Annotated in this window: 12 protein-coding genes and 4 pseudogenes; 5 read left to right on the top strand and 11 right to left on the bottom strand. The window is 48.3% G+C overall.

Annotation, left to right across the window (positions count from 1 at the left end; all coding sequences use genetic code 11):
* Positions 1 to 38 precede the first annotated feature (38 nt).
* The 11 genes and pseudogenes from EZ315_RS08495 to mobA form a co-directional block, all read right to left on the bottom strand.
* Positions 39 to 1088 carry a tyrosine-type recombinase/integrase gene (locus EZ315_RS08495; RefSeq protein WP_005680570.1) on the bottom strand — a complete coding sequence of 350 codons (1050 nt, stop codon included), beginning with the start codon at positions 1086 to 1088 and terminating at the stop codon, positions 39 to 41.
* A complete protein-coding gene (locus tag EZ315_RS08490) occupies positions 1072 to 2028 on the bottom strand; it encodes a tyrosine-type recombinase/integrase (RefSeq protein ID WP_118214583.1) in 957 nt (318 codons plus the stop codon). Before EZ315_RS08490 ends, EZ315_RS08495 begins: the two co-directional genes overlap by 17 nt.
* Positions 2025 to 3236, bottom strand: coding sequence for a tyrosine-type recombinase/integrase (locus EZ315_RS08485; RefSeq protein ID WP_135471678.1), 1212 nt, complete (start codon positions 3234 to 3236; stop codon positions 2025 to 2027). The genes EZ315_RS08490 and EZ315_RS08485 overlap by 4 nt, the downstream gene beginning before the upstream one ends.
* Before the next feature lie 126 nt (positions 3237 to 3362).
* A pseudogene (locus EZ315_RS16980) lies at positions 3363 to 5594 on the bottom strand (DNA methylase); the annotation flags it as partial.
* Positions 5595 to 5774: 180 nt separating this feature from the next.
* Positions 5775 to 6074: pseudogene (locus EZ315_RS16640) on the bottom strand (MutS N-terminal domain-containing protein); the annotation flags it as partial.
* 1249 nt (positions 6075 to 7323) lie between these two features.
* Entirely contained in the window at positions 7324 to 7779 is a 456-nt protein-coding gene (locus EZ315_RS08475; RefSeq protein WP_135471676.1) for a DUF1896 family protein, read from the bottom strand.
* A gap of 30 nt (positions 7780 to 7809) precedes the next feature.
* Positions 7810 to 9117 (bottom strand): annotated as a pseudogene (locus EZ315_RS08470) (TraM recognition domain-containing protein); the annotation flags it as partial.
* 82 nt (positions 9118 to 9199) lie between these two features.
* Complete coding sequence (gene ltrA / locus EZ315_RS08465) at positions 9200 to 10885, bottom strand: group II intron reverse transcriptase/maturase (protein ID WP_135471947.1); 1686 nt, start codon at positions 10883 to 10885, stop codon at positions 9200 to 9202.
* A 642-nt stretch (positions 10886 to 11527) separates the two neighbouring features.
* Positions 11528 to 12229: pseudogene (locus EZ315_RS08460) on the bottom strand (YWFCY domain-containing protein); the annotation flags it as partial.
* Positions 12230 to 12255: 26 nt separating this feature from the next.
* A complete protein-coding gene (mobB, locus tag EZ315_RS08455; protein WP_135471674.1) occupies positions 12256 to 13584 on the bottom strand; it encodes a conjugal transfer protein MobB in 1329 nt (442 codons plus the stop codon).
* Complete coding sequence (mobA, locus tag EZ315_RS08450) at positions 13563 to 13985, bottom strand: conjugal transfer protein MobA (RefSeq protein ID WP_124030617.1); 423 nt, start codon at positions 13983 to 13985, stop codon at positions 13563 to 13565. Before mobA ends, mobB begins: the two co-directional genes overlap by 22 nt.
* Before the next feature lie 1148 nt (positions 13986 to 15133).
* On the opposite strand from mobA, the gene EZ315_RS08445 reads away from it, so the two are divergent.
* The 5 genes from EZ315_RS08445 to EZ315_RS08425 all read left to right on the top strand — a co-directional run bounded on the left by EZ315_RS08445 (position 15134) and on the right by EZ315_RS08425 (position 17748).
* Positions 15134 to 15892 (top strand): ParA family protein, encoded by a 759-nt coding sequence (locus tag EZ315_RS08445; protein WP_123486677.1) that lies wholly within the window; start codon positions 15134 to 15136, stop codon positions 15890 to 15892.
* Between the two features lie 4 nt (positions 15893 to 15896).
* On the top strand, positions 15897 to 16313 hold the full coding sequence (locus EZ315_RS08440) for a DUF3408 domain-containing protein (protein ID WP_123550736.1): 417 nt from the start codon (positions 15897 to 15899) through the stop codon (positions 16311 to 16313).
* Between the two features lie 21 nt (positions 16314 to 16334).
* Positions 16335 to 16625, top strand: coding sequence for a DUF3408 domain-containing protein (locus tag EZ315_RS08435; RefSeq protein ID WP_123486679.1), 291 nt, complete (start codon positions 16335 to 16337; stop codon positions 16623 to 16625).
* Complete coding sequence (locus EZ315_RS08430) at positions 16625 to 17347, top strand: hypothetical protein (RefSeq protein WP_135471673.1); 723 nt, start codon at positions 16625 to 16627, stop codon at positions 17345 to 17347. Before EZ315_RS08435 ends, EZ315_RS08430 begins: the two co-directional genes overlap by 1 nt.
* 104 nt (positions 17348 to 17451) lie before the next feature.
* Entirely contained in the window at positions 17452 to 17748 is a 297-nt protein-coding gene (locus EZ315_RS08425) for a DUF4134 domain-containing protein (protein WP_135471946.1), read from the top strand.
* Positions 17749 to 17766: the final 18 nt, after the last annotated feature.

Below are 17766 nucleotides of genomic sequence, written 5' to 3'. Positions count from 1 at the left end.
GGCATTGTACTTATTACAAGCACAATACCCCACATTCGTCATTTATGCAAACCCAAGAAAACCTCAAGTTCCATTTTACCTTTTGCCGATTTCCATTTCTTACCAACGCACCTCTGGTTTTCATCCTCAAGCGTTTCCAATGCTTTTTCCTCTTGTTCGGTAGTTATGTCAAGATATACCATTGTCGTTTGGATATTCTCATGCCCAAGCAAATAAGAGATTTGGGCAATGTTCATGCCGTTTTCAAGCCAATGGGATGCTTTGGCGTGCCTGAACTGATGCGCATGTATGTCCAAAGGAACGTCACTACATTTGCCATGCGCCATCTTTGCGTACCTTTTCAGCATTTTATTAACATTTTCCGCAGACATGGGTGTGTATATACCTCTGCTTTTTGAACTGAAGAGTAATGCTTCAGCATCGCCAGGATTAGGATGATACTCGGTAAGGTATTTCTTCAAATATTGAACAGGCTTTGCCAGAAGAGGTATTGGGCGTCTCTTTCGTCCTTTTCCTATGACAATTATGTGAGGCTTTGCGCAGTCCATGGTAATATTGCAAATCTTCAGCGTCAAAAGCTCATTGATGCGCACGGCAGTCGAATACAGAAGAAGCAGAAGCGTGTAATCACGAAAACCAATGGCGGTTCTTTGGTTTGGCATGGATAAAAGCGTGTCAACAGCCAACTTGCTGAGCCCGATCACTTTCCTTTTTGGAGTTTTTTCATTCGGCACATTCTCCGCCTGCAGGAACACTGAAACGAATGATATGTCATTATCTGATAGGTATTTCAGAAAAGCGCGCAAGGCGGACAATCTCACATTGCAGGTTGCCGGGCTACAGTTACGGACTTTTTTCATCCAAACAATCCACTCCTCAATGTTTTTCTTGCAAAAGCAATCAGCATTCAACGTTTCGGGCGTTATGCCTTTTACCGTTCTGAGGAACTCTGCATAAAGCGTCATGGAAACATGGTAGTTTCTTAGGGTATGTCGGCTGCACGCCTTGATGGAAGGCACATGGTGTTCAAGCCAGTCATGCAGGCACGCGGCAATCTGCATGGCCTGTGGGTTAATCTTCTTTTTCATAATCGTCTTGCGTTAATTGTTGGCTGATTTCATTGTCGGTACACGCCATTATGTCCGAAATCGCCGGAGTCAAAGAGTAGTAAGCCAATGTACTTTCTATTTGCCTGTGCCCCATACTCTTGCTTAGAGCCAGTAATTTGTCATGTACGGCAAATCCTTGGTGTGTCCAGCTGTTTATGTTCTCTATGGCGTAGTTGTGCCTTAGTTCGTATGGGATTGCGCGGGATGAATTGCAGCTTTGCCACAGCACCCTGAAGTGGTACGTTACCCATACAGGAGGGTGCGGCTTGTCATCCGGTGTCGGGAAAAACACCCTACGGTTCGGAATCAGCCCATCTATTTTTCCGTCATAAGTACGCATCAGGGGCAACATTGTGTCATGGAGGACTACATAATGCTGGTCATACCCTTTGCCACGTTTGATGGATACCACGCCATTTTCAAGGTTTACGTCATCGCGTTCCAGCAGGATGGCCTCGGTTGTCCTTATTCCTGAACTGTACAGTAAACGGAAGAACACCGGCAGTGTCATGCGCTGGATGGCCGCGAGTCTGCCACGCCTTGGCTTTATGTTGTCGCAAGCGTCAAAGAAGCGTTTCAATTCATAGTGTGTAAAAGGATGCGGCGTATAAGTCCTCGGCACAGACCTTGGCACTTGCGGCAAGTCAATTTTCGTCATTCCACGCTTGTTCATGTACTTGATGAAGTCTAAGACAGGATAGACACGTGACACGCAGGAGTTTGTGCATTCAGTCGGACGTTGCCTGCACCATCTGTCCACGATTTCTTGGGTAAGCTCAGTTTGTCCCGGATATTCCCTTGCGCAAAAATGATCGAACAGTATTACGTTCTTGACATAGCTATGGCTGTTACGCCCGGAAGCCTTGCGGTATTTTACATACCCTTCTATAGCGTTGGATAGGAATGAAATAGTTTTCATACGTCAAACACCCCCTTTCCTACGGGAAAGTATTCTATGCTCAATGAACATTCCTTCAGCCTCTTGAATTCCGCACTAAGGTAGCGGTCGAGAGAATCCGGGGACGCATGACCGAGGGTGGCACTTATGACAGGTTGCTGCACACCGCCCTGTAACAGGGCCGTTGCCACATTGTGGCGGAACAGATGCAGACTCTTTCTCTCATTTTCACCTTGTCTTATTCCTGCTTTGCACATGACTTTTGAGCATATAGCATCGAGATTGCTTGTATGAAGCCTTCTGTATGGCACCTGTACTGTGAGAAAAACATATGGTTCCGGGCTTCGGGGACGTTCTTTGAGCAGGTAATCAAATACAGCGTTTCCTACCACGGCACGGAGTGGCAATGTCAGGGGCTGTCCCGTCTTTGCCTGAGTGATTTTTATCAGGTCGTGTTCCCAATCGAAGCTGTCAAGCGTGAGTGCAGAGATGTCACATCCACGCAATCCCGTGTACATGGCCAAGGTTATGATGGCTTTGTCCTGTAGAGATATTGTGCTATCGTGTTCTAAAGTATGCCTGATAGCAGTCAGTTCTTGCTCCGTAAGGTATTGAATGTTTTTCCGCATATTGGGTATGGACGGCAGGTATGCGATTATACGTTCAACGGATTTGCCATAGTGAGGCAAACAGGCTTTCAGCCCATATTCCACCGAATATTTGAGCGAATGGCCCATTTTCGGTTTTATGTCTTTGGAAAACACTTCTAATACCGCATCTTCTGTTATTGATTCGAATGAGTACACTCCCATTTCCTGTAGCCGGAAGAAGAACGAAGATAGCGCATACTTCACATTTATTGAAAATTTGCAACGTCTGTCTACCATGTTGAAAGCCATGTCCGTTACATCCTTGTATTCTGCGCCGAGCAACTCATAGTGGTGAGGCTTGCTGTAGTGTTTGCAACCATCGGGTAATAATCCATTCTCAATGTATTGGCAGATTACACGCAACAGGCGTACCTTGTTCCTGTAGGTATACTTGTTGGACCACAATTCTTTTAATGTCGGTTCAACGTCGGAGAAACTCTGCCATTTATAATGGTTAGCATTTTCCGATAGCCACTCAGCCATTTTCTTCACATAGCCTATGTACATGGCTGAATAACCGGTTTCTTGTAAATAAGAAACAAGCCCCTCGACTTTTTCATTCAGATTAAATATGTCCATAATCGCATCTTGTTTAAAAGTTATTCTACAATTATGACGGAATATAATCAGAACTGTTTACGGATCAAAACAAATGATTACTAAATAATTGAGTAATTTAATAGGAAACTCATAAAAGTTCTGATAATGTGATTCGTCCACAAAGATGTGGTCGATTCCCATCTGCTTGAAGTCAACGACCGCGTCCTTGTTCTGATCCATCTGGTACTGAATGGTAGCTATCTTGGCTGTAAGGTTCTCCTTACGTTTGATTAAGCCTTTGAGCATACCACGACTAACATCGTGGCCCTGCTGTTTCAGCACTTCGAGGTTTTCCTCAACCGTATCAAGTTCCGCCTGAAGGATTTGCTGCTGCATCTCAGGTGACTGCGGTATCTTGCAGAACTGGTCGTGCGACATTATCACGCAATCATAGTCGTTGTTCTTGATCCGGTTGAAGAAGTTGACGCGGTTGTCTGCCTTAAAACTCTTTTCATCGGCAAACAGAATCCGGGCATTGGGATATGCCGTCTGGTACGTCATGGCAATCTCGGCGACATTGGCTTTCAGCCCGATAATCATAGGCTTGTGTGCCAGTCCAAGACGCTTCATTTCATGCGCTGCAATACACATTATCAACGTTTTACCACAGCCCACCTCGAAGTCGCACACTCCACCTCCATTCTGTTTAAGCATCCATATACAGTCCTTCTGCGACTGATAAATCGAGCTGATTCCATAACGGTCACCGAGAAGTTTCATGTTCAAATCCGGGAATGTCTGGTGTGAGCCATCGTAGCGGGGACGCACGAAACAGTTGAACTTGTCATTATACAAATCAACAAGACGCTCCTTGAACTCAGGCGACTGGGCTTCAAGCCATTCGCTGAATCCGTTGCGTATCTCCTCAATCTTTGTATTGGCAAGTTGGATAGCCTCGCTGTCCGGCACTTTTATGTCGTTGCCGTTATCGTCCTTGCCGATTGATTTCTTTATGTCGGGGACAGTATTGTGCAGAGCGTGCTTCAACAGGTTCATGCCGTCGTAGGTGCGATAGTGACCCCTTACGCAGAATTCCTCCCAGATGGTCACATTCTTGCGACTCGCCTCTGCCGAGTATTCATCCATAGAGGCAGAATATGCAATCTTAACATCGGTATGGTAGAGGTACGACATATAGGCGGAGTAGATGCCGGTCGGTATCCATCGCTCACCGAAGTTGAAGTCCAGCTCGTCAAACTCTATGCGGCGGGGTCGGGAATCCTCCAACGCTTTGAGCGAATCTTTCGACATGGCGATAAATGGTTCTACACCGTCATATCCGGGGAAGTCCTTTATCCGTTCTTCCTCATGGTTAATCCATGCCCTGACATTATCGGCTTTTGCCACTACATTTCCGGCAATGAAACGGTCTCTGACCTCATAGCTGCTGACAAGCGGATTATAATATATGTGACCTTCGAGGTTATCTACCAATGAATCCTCATCCATATCCACAAGCGATGACATATATTCAAGGTTGACGACACCGTATTTATTGAGCGATGCGGTCAGTGCCTCCAGCGGGGTATCAACCGAAGTAACCTCGTCAACGGCGAATGAGACCGGATGGTCGAAAATATCAGCCTTGACAAACCGACCGTTCTCGCCCCGCTCCAGTGCCAATGCGTCCCTGCCATTGGCATCCATGAGAATAAATCTTACATTCTTTTTCTCATTGAGGTTGCCATATTTCTCCACAAACTCATCATAATACTGATTGAGGTGTTCGCGCAGATGTTCCGACGGTTCATGTGTCTCAGCTTCATAGTTGTAGAGTTGCTGATACGTTTCCGACAGAGTGACATAGAGCATGGCGCGTTTCGCCTGTTCCGGTTTCAACTCCAACGGATTGAATGTCGCGCTGTTCTTGCGTACTTCCGAGAGGAAGCCCACAAGACCGTCCTGCACCACCATACTGCCGTTGTGGTGAAAGAACTGAATATCCTCCGAGAAAGGACGGGGCGACATATCGACCTCGGTTTTCTCCGGCTGCTGTGCCGCCACTCTTGGCTGTCTGCCGGGAATGAAGTAGCCTTCGGTTTTCTCGATTACAGTGCCACCCTCGACGATAGTTTCGGATTTATAATCCTTGTCGGCTTCTTTTTCAGCCGCCTGACGCTCACGCTCCGCAAGCTGGGCGTATGCGATTGACATCATAGCCTCGTAGAACCCGTTGATAGGCGGATTATCGTCCCAGTTCAGAGAACCGTAAAATTCCAGCTCCTTTTCAGTAAGCGGTCGGAATTTATTTGTCGGCAACGGTTTGGCATCAGCCCACGGTTTCGGCTTTTCGACCGGCTTTTCCTCCTTCTCTTTCTTTGGCACGGCGAGACGCTGGTGTTTTGGCGCGTCCCTCGGCTCCAGTTCTCCGAAAAGGTTATAGGCAAACAGACGCGGGTCGGGATTGTCGGAGTAATCCGGGCCGCCGTCGGTTTCGATTTCCTTCGTCTGTTGCGGAATGGAATCCGAAGGCACATTATCGGATTGCTCAACCTTCTGAGTTTCGGCATTGGGCGTGACAATCTCGACAGCTTTTTGCTTGGCTGTCTTTGTCAGCTTCGGGTCTTCGAGCTGCTCACATATTGCCACACGTTGTCCGGCTCTTACGAGCTTGGGCAGGTAGGTGTCGAGCGCATGATGCGGAAATCCGGCAAGCTCAATATATTTGTCACTGCCGTTGGCTCTGCGAGTCAGTGTAATACCTAAAATCGCCGACGCTTTTACCGCATCCTCGCCAAAAATCTCATAGAAATCGCCCACTCTGAATAGCAATACAGCATCGGGATGTTTCTTTTTCATCTCCTGATACTGTTGCATCATAGGTGTATTGGTGAGGCTTGACTTCTTTTCCGCCTTAACCTCCTGTTTAGGCGCAGGAGTTGGAGTAACCGGGTCAGGCGTAGGCGGTTTGATACCGTTGGAATTATACAGTTCTATATTAAGGCGTAGATGCAACGACTCGTCAAGTGCCTTTCGCAAGTCCTCGGCAATGCCATCGATGCCGCCATCATGGTGGTACACGATAGCTGGTTTGCCATATTGGTCAGTGCCCACCTTTGCATCGGTACAGATTACATTCTGCGGAAACGCCTGAAAGAACTTGTTGCCCGGAACTTTCGTACCACGGTCAATAACCGACTGAATGAAAAATTCTTCATCAGCAGAGAGTGCCTTCTTTGTTGAATGCTTTTGCAATATAATAAGGTCACTTCCTACATCAGTTCCGGCATTGTCGCTGAAAGTGTTATTGGGCAGTCGCAACGCGGTCACAAGATTGGCGCGTTTCACAAGCTCCATCCTCACGAAGGGAGAGGCGGCGTTCATAACACCTTGCGATGCGATGAAGGCAACCAATCCACCCTCACGCACTTGATCGAGTGCCTTGAGAAAGAAGTAATTGTGTATCGTCTTTGTTGATTGACGGAAGGCTATCTCATTGCTCACAGCATACGCCGGGTCTGCCACAGCAAAATCACCGAAAGGAACATTGGATGCTGCCACGTCAAAGTAACCGTTGAAATCACGCTCTATCTTCTCGAAGCCCTCTATGCGGGTCAGGATTGACGGGTGCAGGGCTGACAGGATTTTACCGGTGAGCAAATCCTTCTCATAGGCAAGCACTTCGGTACCGGGGTATCTGTCATTCCGCAGGAAAGAGTCTATAAAAGCACCCTGTCCCGCAGACGGTTCAAGAAATCTTTTGACATCGACCCCGGCGTCTTTCAGCGCATCGGAAATGGAGTCAACAACAGGCTGAGGCGTATAGAATGCTGTCAGCACCGAGGCTTTCAGAGAATCCATATACTCCGCAAACTCCCTGTCATTGTGGCTGTAATCATGAATCATACGGCGCAGTTCCACCGTCGGCGCGAACAGCTCTATATCCGACTTGCTCCACTTGGCGGCATCGGCAAGCTCGTTGGCATCGTTTAGGATACATTTCAACCCGCCGAAGCCGGAGTACCTGCCGAGTACAACCCTCTCTATGGGGTCGGGAGCGCGCTTTTCAACACCAATCTGAAACGCACAGCGTATGGCATTGATATTGTCGCGCATTGTCTGCAACTTATTGTAAGCCATTGTCGGTAAGATATATTACGATTTTGCCTACAATTTCTGTCTCTTTCTGCTCCATTTCGAGAGCGTCCACGCCTATAGCCTGACGGTCAAACCCGTCAAACAGGTCGGGAATGTCGGTCATCACCTGAGTTGTCCAGTATTCCACCGCAACCTCGCTGTCAAGGTCGATAGTGTCACCGAAGTTGTCAAGTATGAGTCCGGAAACGATGTCATACTCCGACTCTCCTATATTGGTGAAAAGTGTCTGAATTGCCAGCTCCTCAGCATCCTCCACTTCCGCGCCGTAACGGCGTGCGTCCTCGAATGTTTCAAGTGCCGCGATGGAGTTGGTGATTATCTGCGGGTGTTCAGGGTCAACCTGATACCTGTTGGACTGGAGATAGTTCAACAGATAGGAATAATAGAAATTGAAGTCTGTAAGGCTTCGGTCTGATTCTAACATGATTGTGGATAGTTTAGTGGTGGTTGTAATTTACTTTGGCATGAACAGGTGCCGGAGTTCCGGGTCTGCCATGATACGCTGTTTCTCGTCGGATATTATCTGTATCACGTCGGCTTTCACCTGTTCATAGTTGCGTTGGATTATAGCCTTCATGCGCGACTTTTCGGGAGTGTCGTCGTGGAAGTCTGTGAGTATCGGGATAGGTTTGTAGCGGTCTGTTTCAGCCTTGACCTTCGCGCTGTCAATCACTATCTCGGCATGAAATATCTTCTGGTCTATGCGCTCGTTGATATTGTCACAGACCGCCCCGACGAACATTCCCTGCGTGAGAGTTGAAATCTTGCTCGGAGGAATGAGGCTGTCCATCTGCGTGTTGAAAGAGTGGCTCACGTCCTGACGGTTGATTGAAATTGACTGCCGCTTCTGGAGAACCTTGCCGAAACGCTCGGAGAGTGTCTTGGCGGTTTCTCCAACGACCTGCCCGGAGAAGATATTGCCGACGGTGTTCATCACTACCGCCGCTTCCTTGTCGCCGTAGTCGCGTTTGAGCTGCGAGAAATCCTGAAAGCCGAGGCACACTGCAACCTTGTTGCTTCGGGCGGTGGCAATAAGCTGGTCAAGCCCCTTGAAATATATCGTCGGAAGTTCATCAATCAGCACACCACTTTTCAGCATACCTTTCTTGTTGATAATTTTGACGATACGGGAATTATACAGACCCAGTGCCGCGCCATAGATATTCTGGCGGTCGGGATTGTTGCCTACACACAGTATCTTCGGCTCTTTCGGATTGTTGATGTCGAGTGTGAAATCATCGCCGGTCATAACCCAGTATAACTGAGGCGAAATCATACGCGAAAGCGGGATTTTCGCCGATGCGATTTGCCCCATCAACTGCTCTGCTGCGCCTCCCTGCCATGCGTCCATGAAGGGCGAAAGGTAGTTTTCCAGCTCCGGGTAGCTGGTAAGAATGGGAAACAAGTCTTCATAACGGCGGTTGAGCAATTCGATGGCATGGGGGAAGGTGCAATACTTTCCTCCCTTGTAAATGCGGAGATACCATATTATCGCGGCGAACAGTACAATCGGTGACTCCACAAAGAAATCGCCCTGCTTGCTCACCCACGACTTATTGAGGTTGAGCATTATAGTGTACGCGCTTTCGTATGCGTCGGCTATGTCGCTCATGAAATCGGGGTGAATAGGATTGCAACGGTGGCTCCGCTCCGGGTCATCGAAATTTATCATATAGAATTTCGGCTTGACCTTGCCATAGCCCTCCTTGTGATTGAGCAGATGATTGTAGGCTATCATGCTTAGATCCGGGGCGGGTAGGTCGGCGCCCTTGCGGGCGCTTTCCCCCCTAAGAACCGTGCGTGATAGTTTCCCATCACACGGCTCAAGCAACAATATTTCAGACTTACTCCGAAACACGCTCATTCTTACACTTCTTTTTATGTGTCACACTCAAATAACAGCTTTCGTGGACAATAGACAATGAATTCTTACCGTTTACGGTTGACATCATTGTATGCCACGGTGTTTCAACCGTTATCGGCTCACCACAGATTGGACATCTTTGGTTCTGTCTTTTCCAAATATTGAAAAGCGTCCTTTTACCACTCATCGACATCTTCATTTTGACGGTGCGCCGTTTTTCACGGTACTCCGTCCATTCGGGGTCAAATGGATTGAGGTCGCATTTCAGTTGCGGATATGTCTGGATTTTTGTATTGAACAATATTGTCAACGGTACGAAGTATTCTTCTCCCTTTGAGTCAATTTTTGTCGTAGCAAATACCCAGTCCCGATTTCCAATCTTGTGGAAATAGCGTTGTTTAATCCATGTACGGTTTTTGTTTCCGTGCCTACGGATTCCCCATCGCCACAGTTTCTTGAAGATTAGATGGTCCGCTTTTCGGAACGTTTCCGAGGCCGCACTATATTGATAATAGTTTGCCCATCCTTTGAGAATAGGATTGAGACGCATGATAAGTTCATGTTGGGAAGTTCCACGCGAGCGGTGTATCTCTTGCTTTACCTTATCCAACATCCTCTTTACACGGTCTTTGGCTGGTCTTGTCAGCAGAGTACCATTGAATTTGCGGACGTTGAAGCCGAGGAAATCGAAACCATCTTCAATATGTGTTATCAGCGTTTTCTCTTGGGACAGGGTAAGACCCCTTTCTGCAAGAAACGATGCTACCAACGGTTTGACTTTCTGTTCCAGCAGCTCCTTTGATTCGCCCGTGATAATGAAATCATCTGCAAACCTTACAAGCCTTACTTTCGGACAGTACCAGCCCGTGGAACCTTTCTTTGGTTCCCAAGGAAAGTTGTCTTCGAGTAGTTTCTGTAATCCATCGAGTGCCATATTGGCAAGCGTTGGCGATATGATACCACCTTGCGGTGTACCCTCGTCTGTCGGGAAGACTTCGTTTTCAAAGATATAACCACATTTGAGCCATTTCCCAAGTATGGTTTTATCCATTGGGATGTGCTTCATCAGCCAGTCGTGGCTGATGTGGTCAAAGCACCCTTTGATGTCACCCTCCAGAATCCATTGTGGCGAGTACCCCTTTGCAAGAAGAGTATGGCAACGCGCCATTGCGTCGGCAGTGCCTCTTTCCTTTCTGAAGCCAAAGGAATAGTTGTCGGCAGTTGTTTCCGATACTGGTTCCAAAGCGAGTAGGTGGAGTGCCTGCATCGCTCTGTCTTTCATTGTGGGGATGCCCAACGGTCTCTGTTTGCCATTGTGCTTCTTTATGAACACTCGTCTCAAAGGCTGAGGCTTGTAGCCTCTTCTTCTGAGTGTGAAGATGGCTTTGTATTTCGATTTCGGAGTTGACCACAATACCTTGTCAACGCCCGAAGTCTTTTTGCCATCATTTGAAGTGACACGTTTTACTGCCAATGCCTTGGCGTAAAACGAGTGGGTAAGAGTCCATTGCAAAGCCTTCACCTTGCCGAACTTACCCTCTTTCTGAGCTTTTACAATACGCGCTTGTAGCTTACTGACCGCTTTCTCACACTTGTTCCAATCAATGTTTTCCCAAGTTGATTCCTTGTGGTCAGAAGATGCACACGAGTTTTTAGGCTCGTCCATTTGCTTTTCTCCTTTCATAAGTTCTAAAAGTTATCTTGTAAAATGTTACCATATCGGAAGTCTGCACACTTTCATGTCGGATGATGTGGCTCTCTGCCATACATGGCAATGAGGTCAATCCGTATCCGCTCCGTTACAGAGCGGCGTTCGCTTTTTCCGAATTTCCTTTACCTACATACCATTGTGCCTCCCTTGCGTTCGGCCTACCATGATTGCTCATGGAGATATATAGGCTTACCGTGTTCTGCATCAGTGCCGATGACGGTTTAGGCTCTGCCTCTCCACCGGTGGCTCTGTTGTTCGCGTAACCCCAAAATCCACAGGGTTATCCGGCCACACACCGTTTTGGTTCAAGCTTGTAAGCATTCGTAAGCTTGTTCGACTTAACGATGGTTCTGACAGTTCACTTGCGTTAGCCATGCCGTCAAGCCAAGCTCCCCAACCACATAATGCTTGCGGTTCTTGAAGTCCCCTCACGGTTCATTCTCGACCCTTTCGGGAGGGTTACCTTGTCCGAGCAGCTTGGTACATCATAAGACGCACCTGCCGTAGGCTACTATTGGCGAAACAATAGGTCAACTCTTTTCACTCCTCTGAGTGAATGGCTGACAGCCACTGATGCAACTTTTCACGTCACACACTCTTGAAGTCATAGATATAGCCGCTGTAACCTTTCTCTATCATCTGTTTGATAAAGGAGTTTATGACGGCATACGACTTGCCCGAACCGGGTGTACCCAACACGATGGTGGCTCTGAAAGGGTTGACGACGTTAATCCAGCCCTTGTGCCATTTCTTCTGATAGTAGAATCTGGTCGGCAGGTTTATGGAGTATTGGTTGTCCATAAGTTTTGTTTCCTGCATGAAGCTCTCGTTCTCGTCGTTGAAGCGGTCGTCCATCATATTGTTTTTCAGCATACGACCGGCCCATATTCCGCCCATCAGCAGACAGATGTAGCCAGCGACGGTGCTTATTATATAGGTGTAGCGCATACCGATGTCGAGTGTCCACCAGTTCAGAAGGAACAGTATGCTGCCTGTGGCGATTGTTACGCCGATATGCCGCCATGTGATGTTCTCGCTCCTTACTCCTCTGGTGCCGAAGCATGATAGCCCAAGCAGCAGGAGCGCGAACAGTTTGGCATTGAAAGTGGTGCTGAAAAGCCCGCAGGTGCGGTTGAAGTTGGCGCAGATCTTATGGACGGTCGAATAGAACCAGCCGCTCTCGACTGTTTCCACGCGGGTGAACCAGTACAGGTTGGCGACAACCAGAACTATACTGACCGCCCGAAGGAAGTCCATAATCTTTGCCAACGCTCTGAGGTCGTCCTCTTGTTGGCTCATAATAGTAATTTTTGAAAAGTGAATTGTTAGAATTTCGGGCGACGCCCTTTCTTCTTTTTGCGCTGCATACGTCGGCGGAATTCCTCCTCGTCGGGATTGAACGACTGCCCCTGTTGGAACAGGTCAAGCCCCGGAATTGGAAGGTCGTAGTCGCCGAAGTCGGAAACGGATTGGGTGACGGTAGATTGTTGCTGACCGTCCGAAGTTTGGGTATCCTGTGCCGTGCCGGTCTGCGATTGATTGTTAGAACCGGTGTCGTCGGGTGTCGGCTCTATCGGCGGAACAACAATAGGTGTCGCAACATCGGGAGTATCGGTAGGTGCGTTTGCCGGATTGTTGAACCGCTCGTTGATAGCGTTTGCCGAAAACTCTTTGCCCAACCGAGAACCATTCAATACCGTCATGGTGTTGTGGTCGATGAAAGTGACGCCATATATGCGTCCTTCCTCTGTGTAACGGAGAACCACATCAATGTTATGCTCTTTCAGCTTGGCGATGAAATCAGCATTATCGGTAGAGTGAGCAATCACATCGGCGACTTTGCGCTTGGTCGGTGCAACATCAATCTTATCCTTAGCCCTTTCAAACCTGCCGTCAATAGCGGTGCGACTTGCGAACTTGCCGAGGCGCGATGCCTTGAAAGGTGTTGCGATAGTCTTACCGTTGTCGTCGGTGGCGAAATACACAAGACCGTGGTACTCGCGTCCGTTCACTTTGCCGTCGGCAGGATCGCACTTCACATTATACAGTGAGAGTATGGCGTTATATTCCCCGATGGTCTGGAATTTATAGCGCATACCGACCATTTTGACGGTGTTGGCAACCTGACGCTTGATGTCGCCTGACGGGTCAATCTTTCTAATCGGAGTATCGGGCGAGATTTTTTCTCGTTGCGCCTTGTGGAGATTATATTTTTCCTCCAGCTCGGTGGTAATTTTCTTGCTGCGACGAAATAGAAAGTCCTGATTGAGCCTCTTGCCCTGCTCGTTGACATTGACTGTCACTATATGGATATGGTGGCGGTCGATGTCCATGTGCTTGTAAATTATGTAGGGCTGCTCACCGAAGCCGAGTTTGTCCAGATACTCGCGTGCAAGGATTTCATACTGCTGCTCAGTCAACTTATCGTCGGGGTGCGGATTTAGGGAGATATGCAGCACGGGCTTTTTTGTCCTGCCCGTTTTCGGCATGAACAGGTTGAAATTCTCCACCATTCGGGCAATGTCAATATGTCCGTCTGCCGGAAGTATAATCTTGTTGGCACCAAGCACACGGCCCTCGTCACGGTTCATCTTCATGCCGTTGTATGACAACGCCCCGTAGAGCGATGATCCTATCGAGATTTTAGCGACCATTGTTCATCAAACTGCATGGATAACGCCTTTACATCGGCTGTGACTTTTGCCAGATCTATGGTGGCTTTCTCCAGCTTGTAGAGATGTGTCATAGCTTTCTTCTCAGTGAAATTTGCGCGAAGCTCCTTCACAACGAGGTCATAATTTACCCCGATTGTACGGTACTGGGCGAAAAACTCCGAGAGTTTGGCGCAATATACTGCAAGGGACTTATCCGTGGTCAGCACCTTGAAAGGCTTTCCGAAGATAAGTTTTTTTATGAACGTGGCTTTTACGGATTCATCAGCCTTCTCCATCATGCGGGTCAGGCTATCCCATTCGAGGTCATCGAAGCGTACCATGACGCAGTGGGTGCATCGGTTGGGCGACAAGGGTCGCCCGGTTTTCGGTTTTTCAGTCATATTATGTATGGATTTTGTGGTGAGTGCATCGCTGTGTACAGACAAACCGCAGGTCAAGTCATGGGATATTCGACTTTGGAGAATATCCTGCATTGCAAGGTTGTTTCGTGGGAACCGGAGTTACCCGAAACCCGAATAGTTACTATTCGGACACCTTGCTATGTCTATGTGGACATCCTTCCTAATATGAAATCCATATTTTCGGTGCCTGTGGTGCCGGTCATACCATTTGGCGGTGAAAAAACGGTGTTCCATACCTGCGGAGTGTAGATACACACGTCGATGCTTCCATAAAGTTACAAAAAATCCGGTGCAATTCCTAACTGCAAGAGAGAAAATTTGAAACTTTATGACGGCAGGGATTGCCGTGGGGGCACCGTTGGAAAGTCCGGTGATGCCGTGAGTAAAAAAATCGCATGGCAAAATGTTAAAATTTCAGCCCCGTTTTCGGGAAATCCGGGGAAAAGTGAGGAAATCCGGCACCTCAACCTCTATGAGCCAATGAGTTGGCAATTTTAAGGGCTTGACAAAATGGAATTTATTTTGTTTCTTTGTGTAGAGATTAGCTCGAAAGCTCGCCTTCAGGGAAGTCAACCTACTTGTTATATAATGAACTTCCCTCCTGAACTGCAAGATTGAAAGCTGACCTGCCAATAACATTCCTCGCCTCTTGGCAAGACCGCAATAAAGGTATTTATACAATGTCCTTCCGAACAATCTATTTTATTTATGATGTACGGAGATTGGTTACTGAACGGCAAAGTATGTATCTTATAATAAAGCGGGCAAACCTCCTGACAAGGAATATTAGAAGCAAACTACCTATCTATGGTTCTACGGACATATAGCCGTGCGGCCATAGTTAGAAAGGAACAATGTTCCGCCACTAAATCCAACACCCAAAATTAAAAAAAGAAAATGACTGACATGACTATCACCTTCCGGCTTACATAGCCGATGCCCTCCTGACGGCGGAGGAAGGTCGCCCATGAGCGACGGAGATAGCCGTACCCCAACTCAAAAGCATAGCCAATGCCGCTGCCTGTCCCCCCCACGGAGTATAGACAAGACCGGTCTGCGACGTGTCGAAATGAAGCTGACGGCCACTGCTATGCAGTCACCACTACATCCATTTTCAAATTTTATTTATGACAGATCCTAAATTTGTCGCTTTCTCCACCCAGAAAGGTGGAGCGGGCAAAACGACTCTGACCGTTCTTGCGGCGAGTTACCTCTACTATGTCAGGGGGCTGAAAGTCCTTGTCGTTGACTGCGACTTTCCCCAGTACAGCATTGAGGATATGCGTGAACGTGACAAGGAGCTGATAGAGTGCAGCCCCGTGTTCAAAAAGATGTTTTCCGACAATATGCGTCTGACAAAGCTGGCTCCATATCCGGTTTTGTCGGCTCAGCCGGAGAATGCCATGCGCAAAGTCCGTGAGATTATCGATGACTGCGAGGATGAGATAGACATCGTATTTTTCGACCTTCCCGGCACAGTCAACAATCCCGGTGTTGTTTCTATCCTTAACTGTCTGGACATGGTGATTGTCCCTGTCGCCGCCGACAAGGTAATACTTGAAAGCTCGCTCGCCTTCGCCCTGAAAATACAGGAGTGGCTCACGACCGGGCGCACATCGGTCAAACAGATGTATATGCTCTGGAACCTCGTGGACGCCCGCGAGAAGACTGACCTCTATGACCAATATGAGGCTGTGTTTGAGGAATACGGGCTTCAGACCATGAAAACCAAGATACCCGACACCAAGAAGTATCGCCGCGAGGGGTCAAAGACCCTTAACCGCGCTGTGTTCCGTTCTACGCTTGTTCCGCCTGACAAAACGCTGCTCAAAGGCACAAGGCTTCCGGAACTTGCCGATGAACTGCTCGGCATATTAAACCAGTGAGCCTATGTCAAAGGTTTATGAGCCGCAAATCGATCCGGAGGAATTTATCAGGACATTTCGTGATGAGCCATCCGGTCTGTCATCGCTGAAAAGAAAAAGCGCGTCCAAACAGCAAGAACAGGCTAACCCACAGCCGGTGGCAGGCGAAGGTGACGGTGCAAGCCCCGGAAATACCACTGTACAGGCTAAAAATTCCGAAAGGGAACGGCTGTATATGGAACGCTTCGTGCGCAATATGCGTTATATGTGGCCGGAAGATAAATTCCAAGTGTCGGAAATCGATCCTGAATTTATCTGGAAGATACGCCGGATACTATTCCACAAGAAGAAAGGGAAGGTCTGCTCCATCAAAGCCTATATCAACAATGTGCTTGCAGCGCATTTTGAGGAATTCGCAGATATTATCGACCCTATTTTATAACCCCACACATTCACAACAATCATGAAAAAATCCCAATCACGAGTAGTCACCACTATCGAGGTGGCTGAAATCCCTGATGGCGCGGAAGAACGCTATATTGAGCGTTTTCTCTCGCCGCACATCTTGATGTCCAACAGGAAGGTGTATATCTATCCCGAAGTTCATGCCGCCCTGTCGCGCATGGTAAAGGGTCTTGACAGACCCGGAGTGTCAATCGGCTCGTATGCCTCGGAAATCATACTTGAGCATATTGCCCGCAACAATGCGGTGATGCGCAGTGTCCATGAACGTAACCATAAAGACCTGTTCTGATGGAAACTGTACTTATAATAGCTCTGCTGGCGAGTAACCTGTGGCTTATCCGCAGGGTGCTGACAAAGCCCGACACAGCAAAGCCGGTAAAGGAAACGCCATCGCCGGAACCCGCTAAGGCTGCCGACACAGAGGAGGAAGCCGAAAATGACAGTATTGTCGGCAAAAGCACTTTTGACATCAACGAGTTCAAGGAGGTGTTCCGCGAGGCTGCGAAAGAAGCAGCCAAAGAGGTATTACCGCTTATCATCAAGGAGTACGGCAAACCCTCGGATGCCGGTTTTCCCGATGAACCGGAGGAAAAGTCCTCAGCACAAATCCCGGTGGAGAAACTCGATGAAGTTTTTGCCACACACTCCGCAAGCGAACTGACAGGCGATGAAATCCCGGCGGAGGAACCCAGAGCCGGAGGCAGTGACTTCAACGAAATCAGTACAGCGGTAAACGTTCTGAAGGGTAATTCCGACAATCCCGATGACAAGGAAACCGCCCGCCGTGTGCTGCCCGACATACAAGGCACACAGATTATCGAGAAAATCAAGCTCGATCCGTTGGTGCGCAAGCGCATACTTATGATTGAGTGCCAGCTCCCCGAAATTCCTGAGAAGCATGACGCTCCGCCCGAAAAAGCGGAAGAAACGAAGCCGAAAAAGAAAATCGTGTTCCATGCCGACATTGACACCACCGACATTGATGCAATCGACTTCAACATCCTCCACTGACCCACCACTATCCAAATCCACAATCCATCCTAAAAATAAAATTTATGACAAAATCCCTCAAAAAACTCTATGACAGTATCGTGGCGTTCATGAACGCTCCCGGTATGCGTCGCCCTATGGCGATGATGCTCACGCTCATTCTGTGTGCAGCCAACCTCTACGCCGCCGGCAACGGTCTGGCGGGTATCAACGAGGCTACCTCAATGATGACCTCCTATTTCGACCCCGCGACAAAACTGATCTACGCCATCGGCGCGGTGGTAGGTCTTATCGGCGGTGTCAAGGTCTATGGAAAGTTCAGCTCCGGCGATCCCGACACATCGAAGACTGCCGCCTCTTGGTTCGGTGCCTGTATATTCCTTGTGGTAGCCGCCACAATTCTGCGCTCGTTCTTCCTCTAATTCCCCCGTACCAATGGA

It is taken from the genome of Duncaniella freteri, assembly GCF_004766125.1.
Taxonomy (GTDB): Bacteria; Bacteroidota; Bacteroidia; order Bacteroidales; family Muribaculaceae; genus Duncaniella; species Duncaniella freteri.
This window is presented reverse-complemented; position numbering and strand designations above follow the sequence as displayed.

Bases quoted from the DNA above. Each gene is read 5' to 3' on its own strand.
- EZ315_RS08445 (WP_123486677.1), top strand. From the start codon at position 15,134: ATGACAGATCCTAAATTTGTCGCTTTCTCCACCCAGAAAGGTGGAGCG.
- mobB (WP_135471674.1), bottom strand. From the start codon at position 13,584: ATGGTCGCTAAAATCTCGATAGGATCATCGCTCTACGGGGCGTTGTCA.
- EZ315_RS08430 (WP_135471673.1), top strand. From the start codon at position 16,625: ATGGAAACTGTACTTATAATAGCTCTGCTGGCGAGTAACCTGTGGCTT.
- EZ315_RS08495 (WP_005680570.1), bottom strand. From the start codon at position 1,088: ATGAAAAAGAAGATTAACCCACAGGCCATGCAGATTGCCGCGTGCCTG.
- EZ315_RS08475 (WP_135471676.1), bottom strand. From the start codon at position 7,779: ATGTTAGAATCAGACCGAAGCCTTACAGACTTCAATTTCTATTATTCC.
- ltrA (WP_135471947.1), bottom strand. From the start codon at position 10,885: ATGGACGAGCCTAAAAACTCGTGTGCATCTTCTGACCACAAGGAATCA.
- EZ315_RS08490 (WP_118214583.1), bottom strand. From the start codon at position 2,028: ATGAAAACTATTTCATTCCTATCCAACGCTATAGAAGGGTATGTAAAA.
- EZ315_RS08425 (WP_135471946.1), top strand. From the start codon at position 17,452: ATGCGTCGCCCTATGGCGATGATGCTCACGCTCATTCTGTGTGCAGCC.
- mobA (WP_124030617.1), bottom strand. From the start codon at position 13,985: ATGACTGAAAAACCGAAAACCGGGCGACCCTTGTCGCCCAACCGATGC.
- EZ315_RS08485 (WP_135471678.1), bottom strand. From the start codon at position 3,236: ATGGACATATTTAATCTGAATGAAAAAGTCGAGGGGCTTGTTTCTTAT.
- EZ315_RS08435 (WP_123486679.1), top strand. From the start codon at position 16,335: ATGAAAAAATCCCAATCACGAGTAGTCACCACTATCGAGGTGGCTGAA.
- EZ315_RS08440 (WP_123550736.1), top strand. From the start codon at position 15,897: ATGTCAAAGGTTTATGAGCCGCAAATCGATCCGGAGGAATTTATCAGG.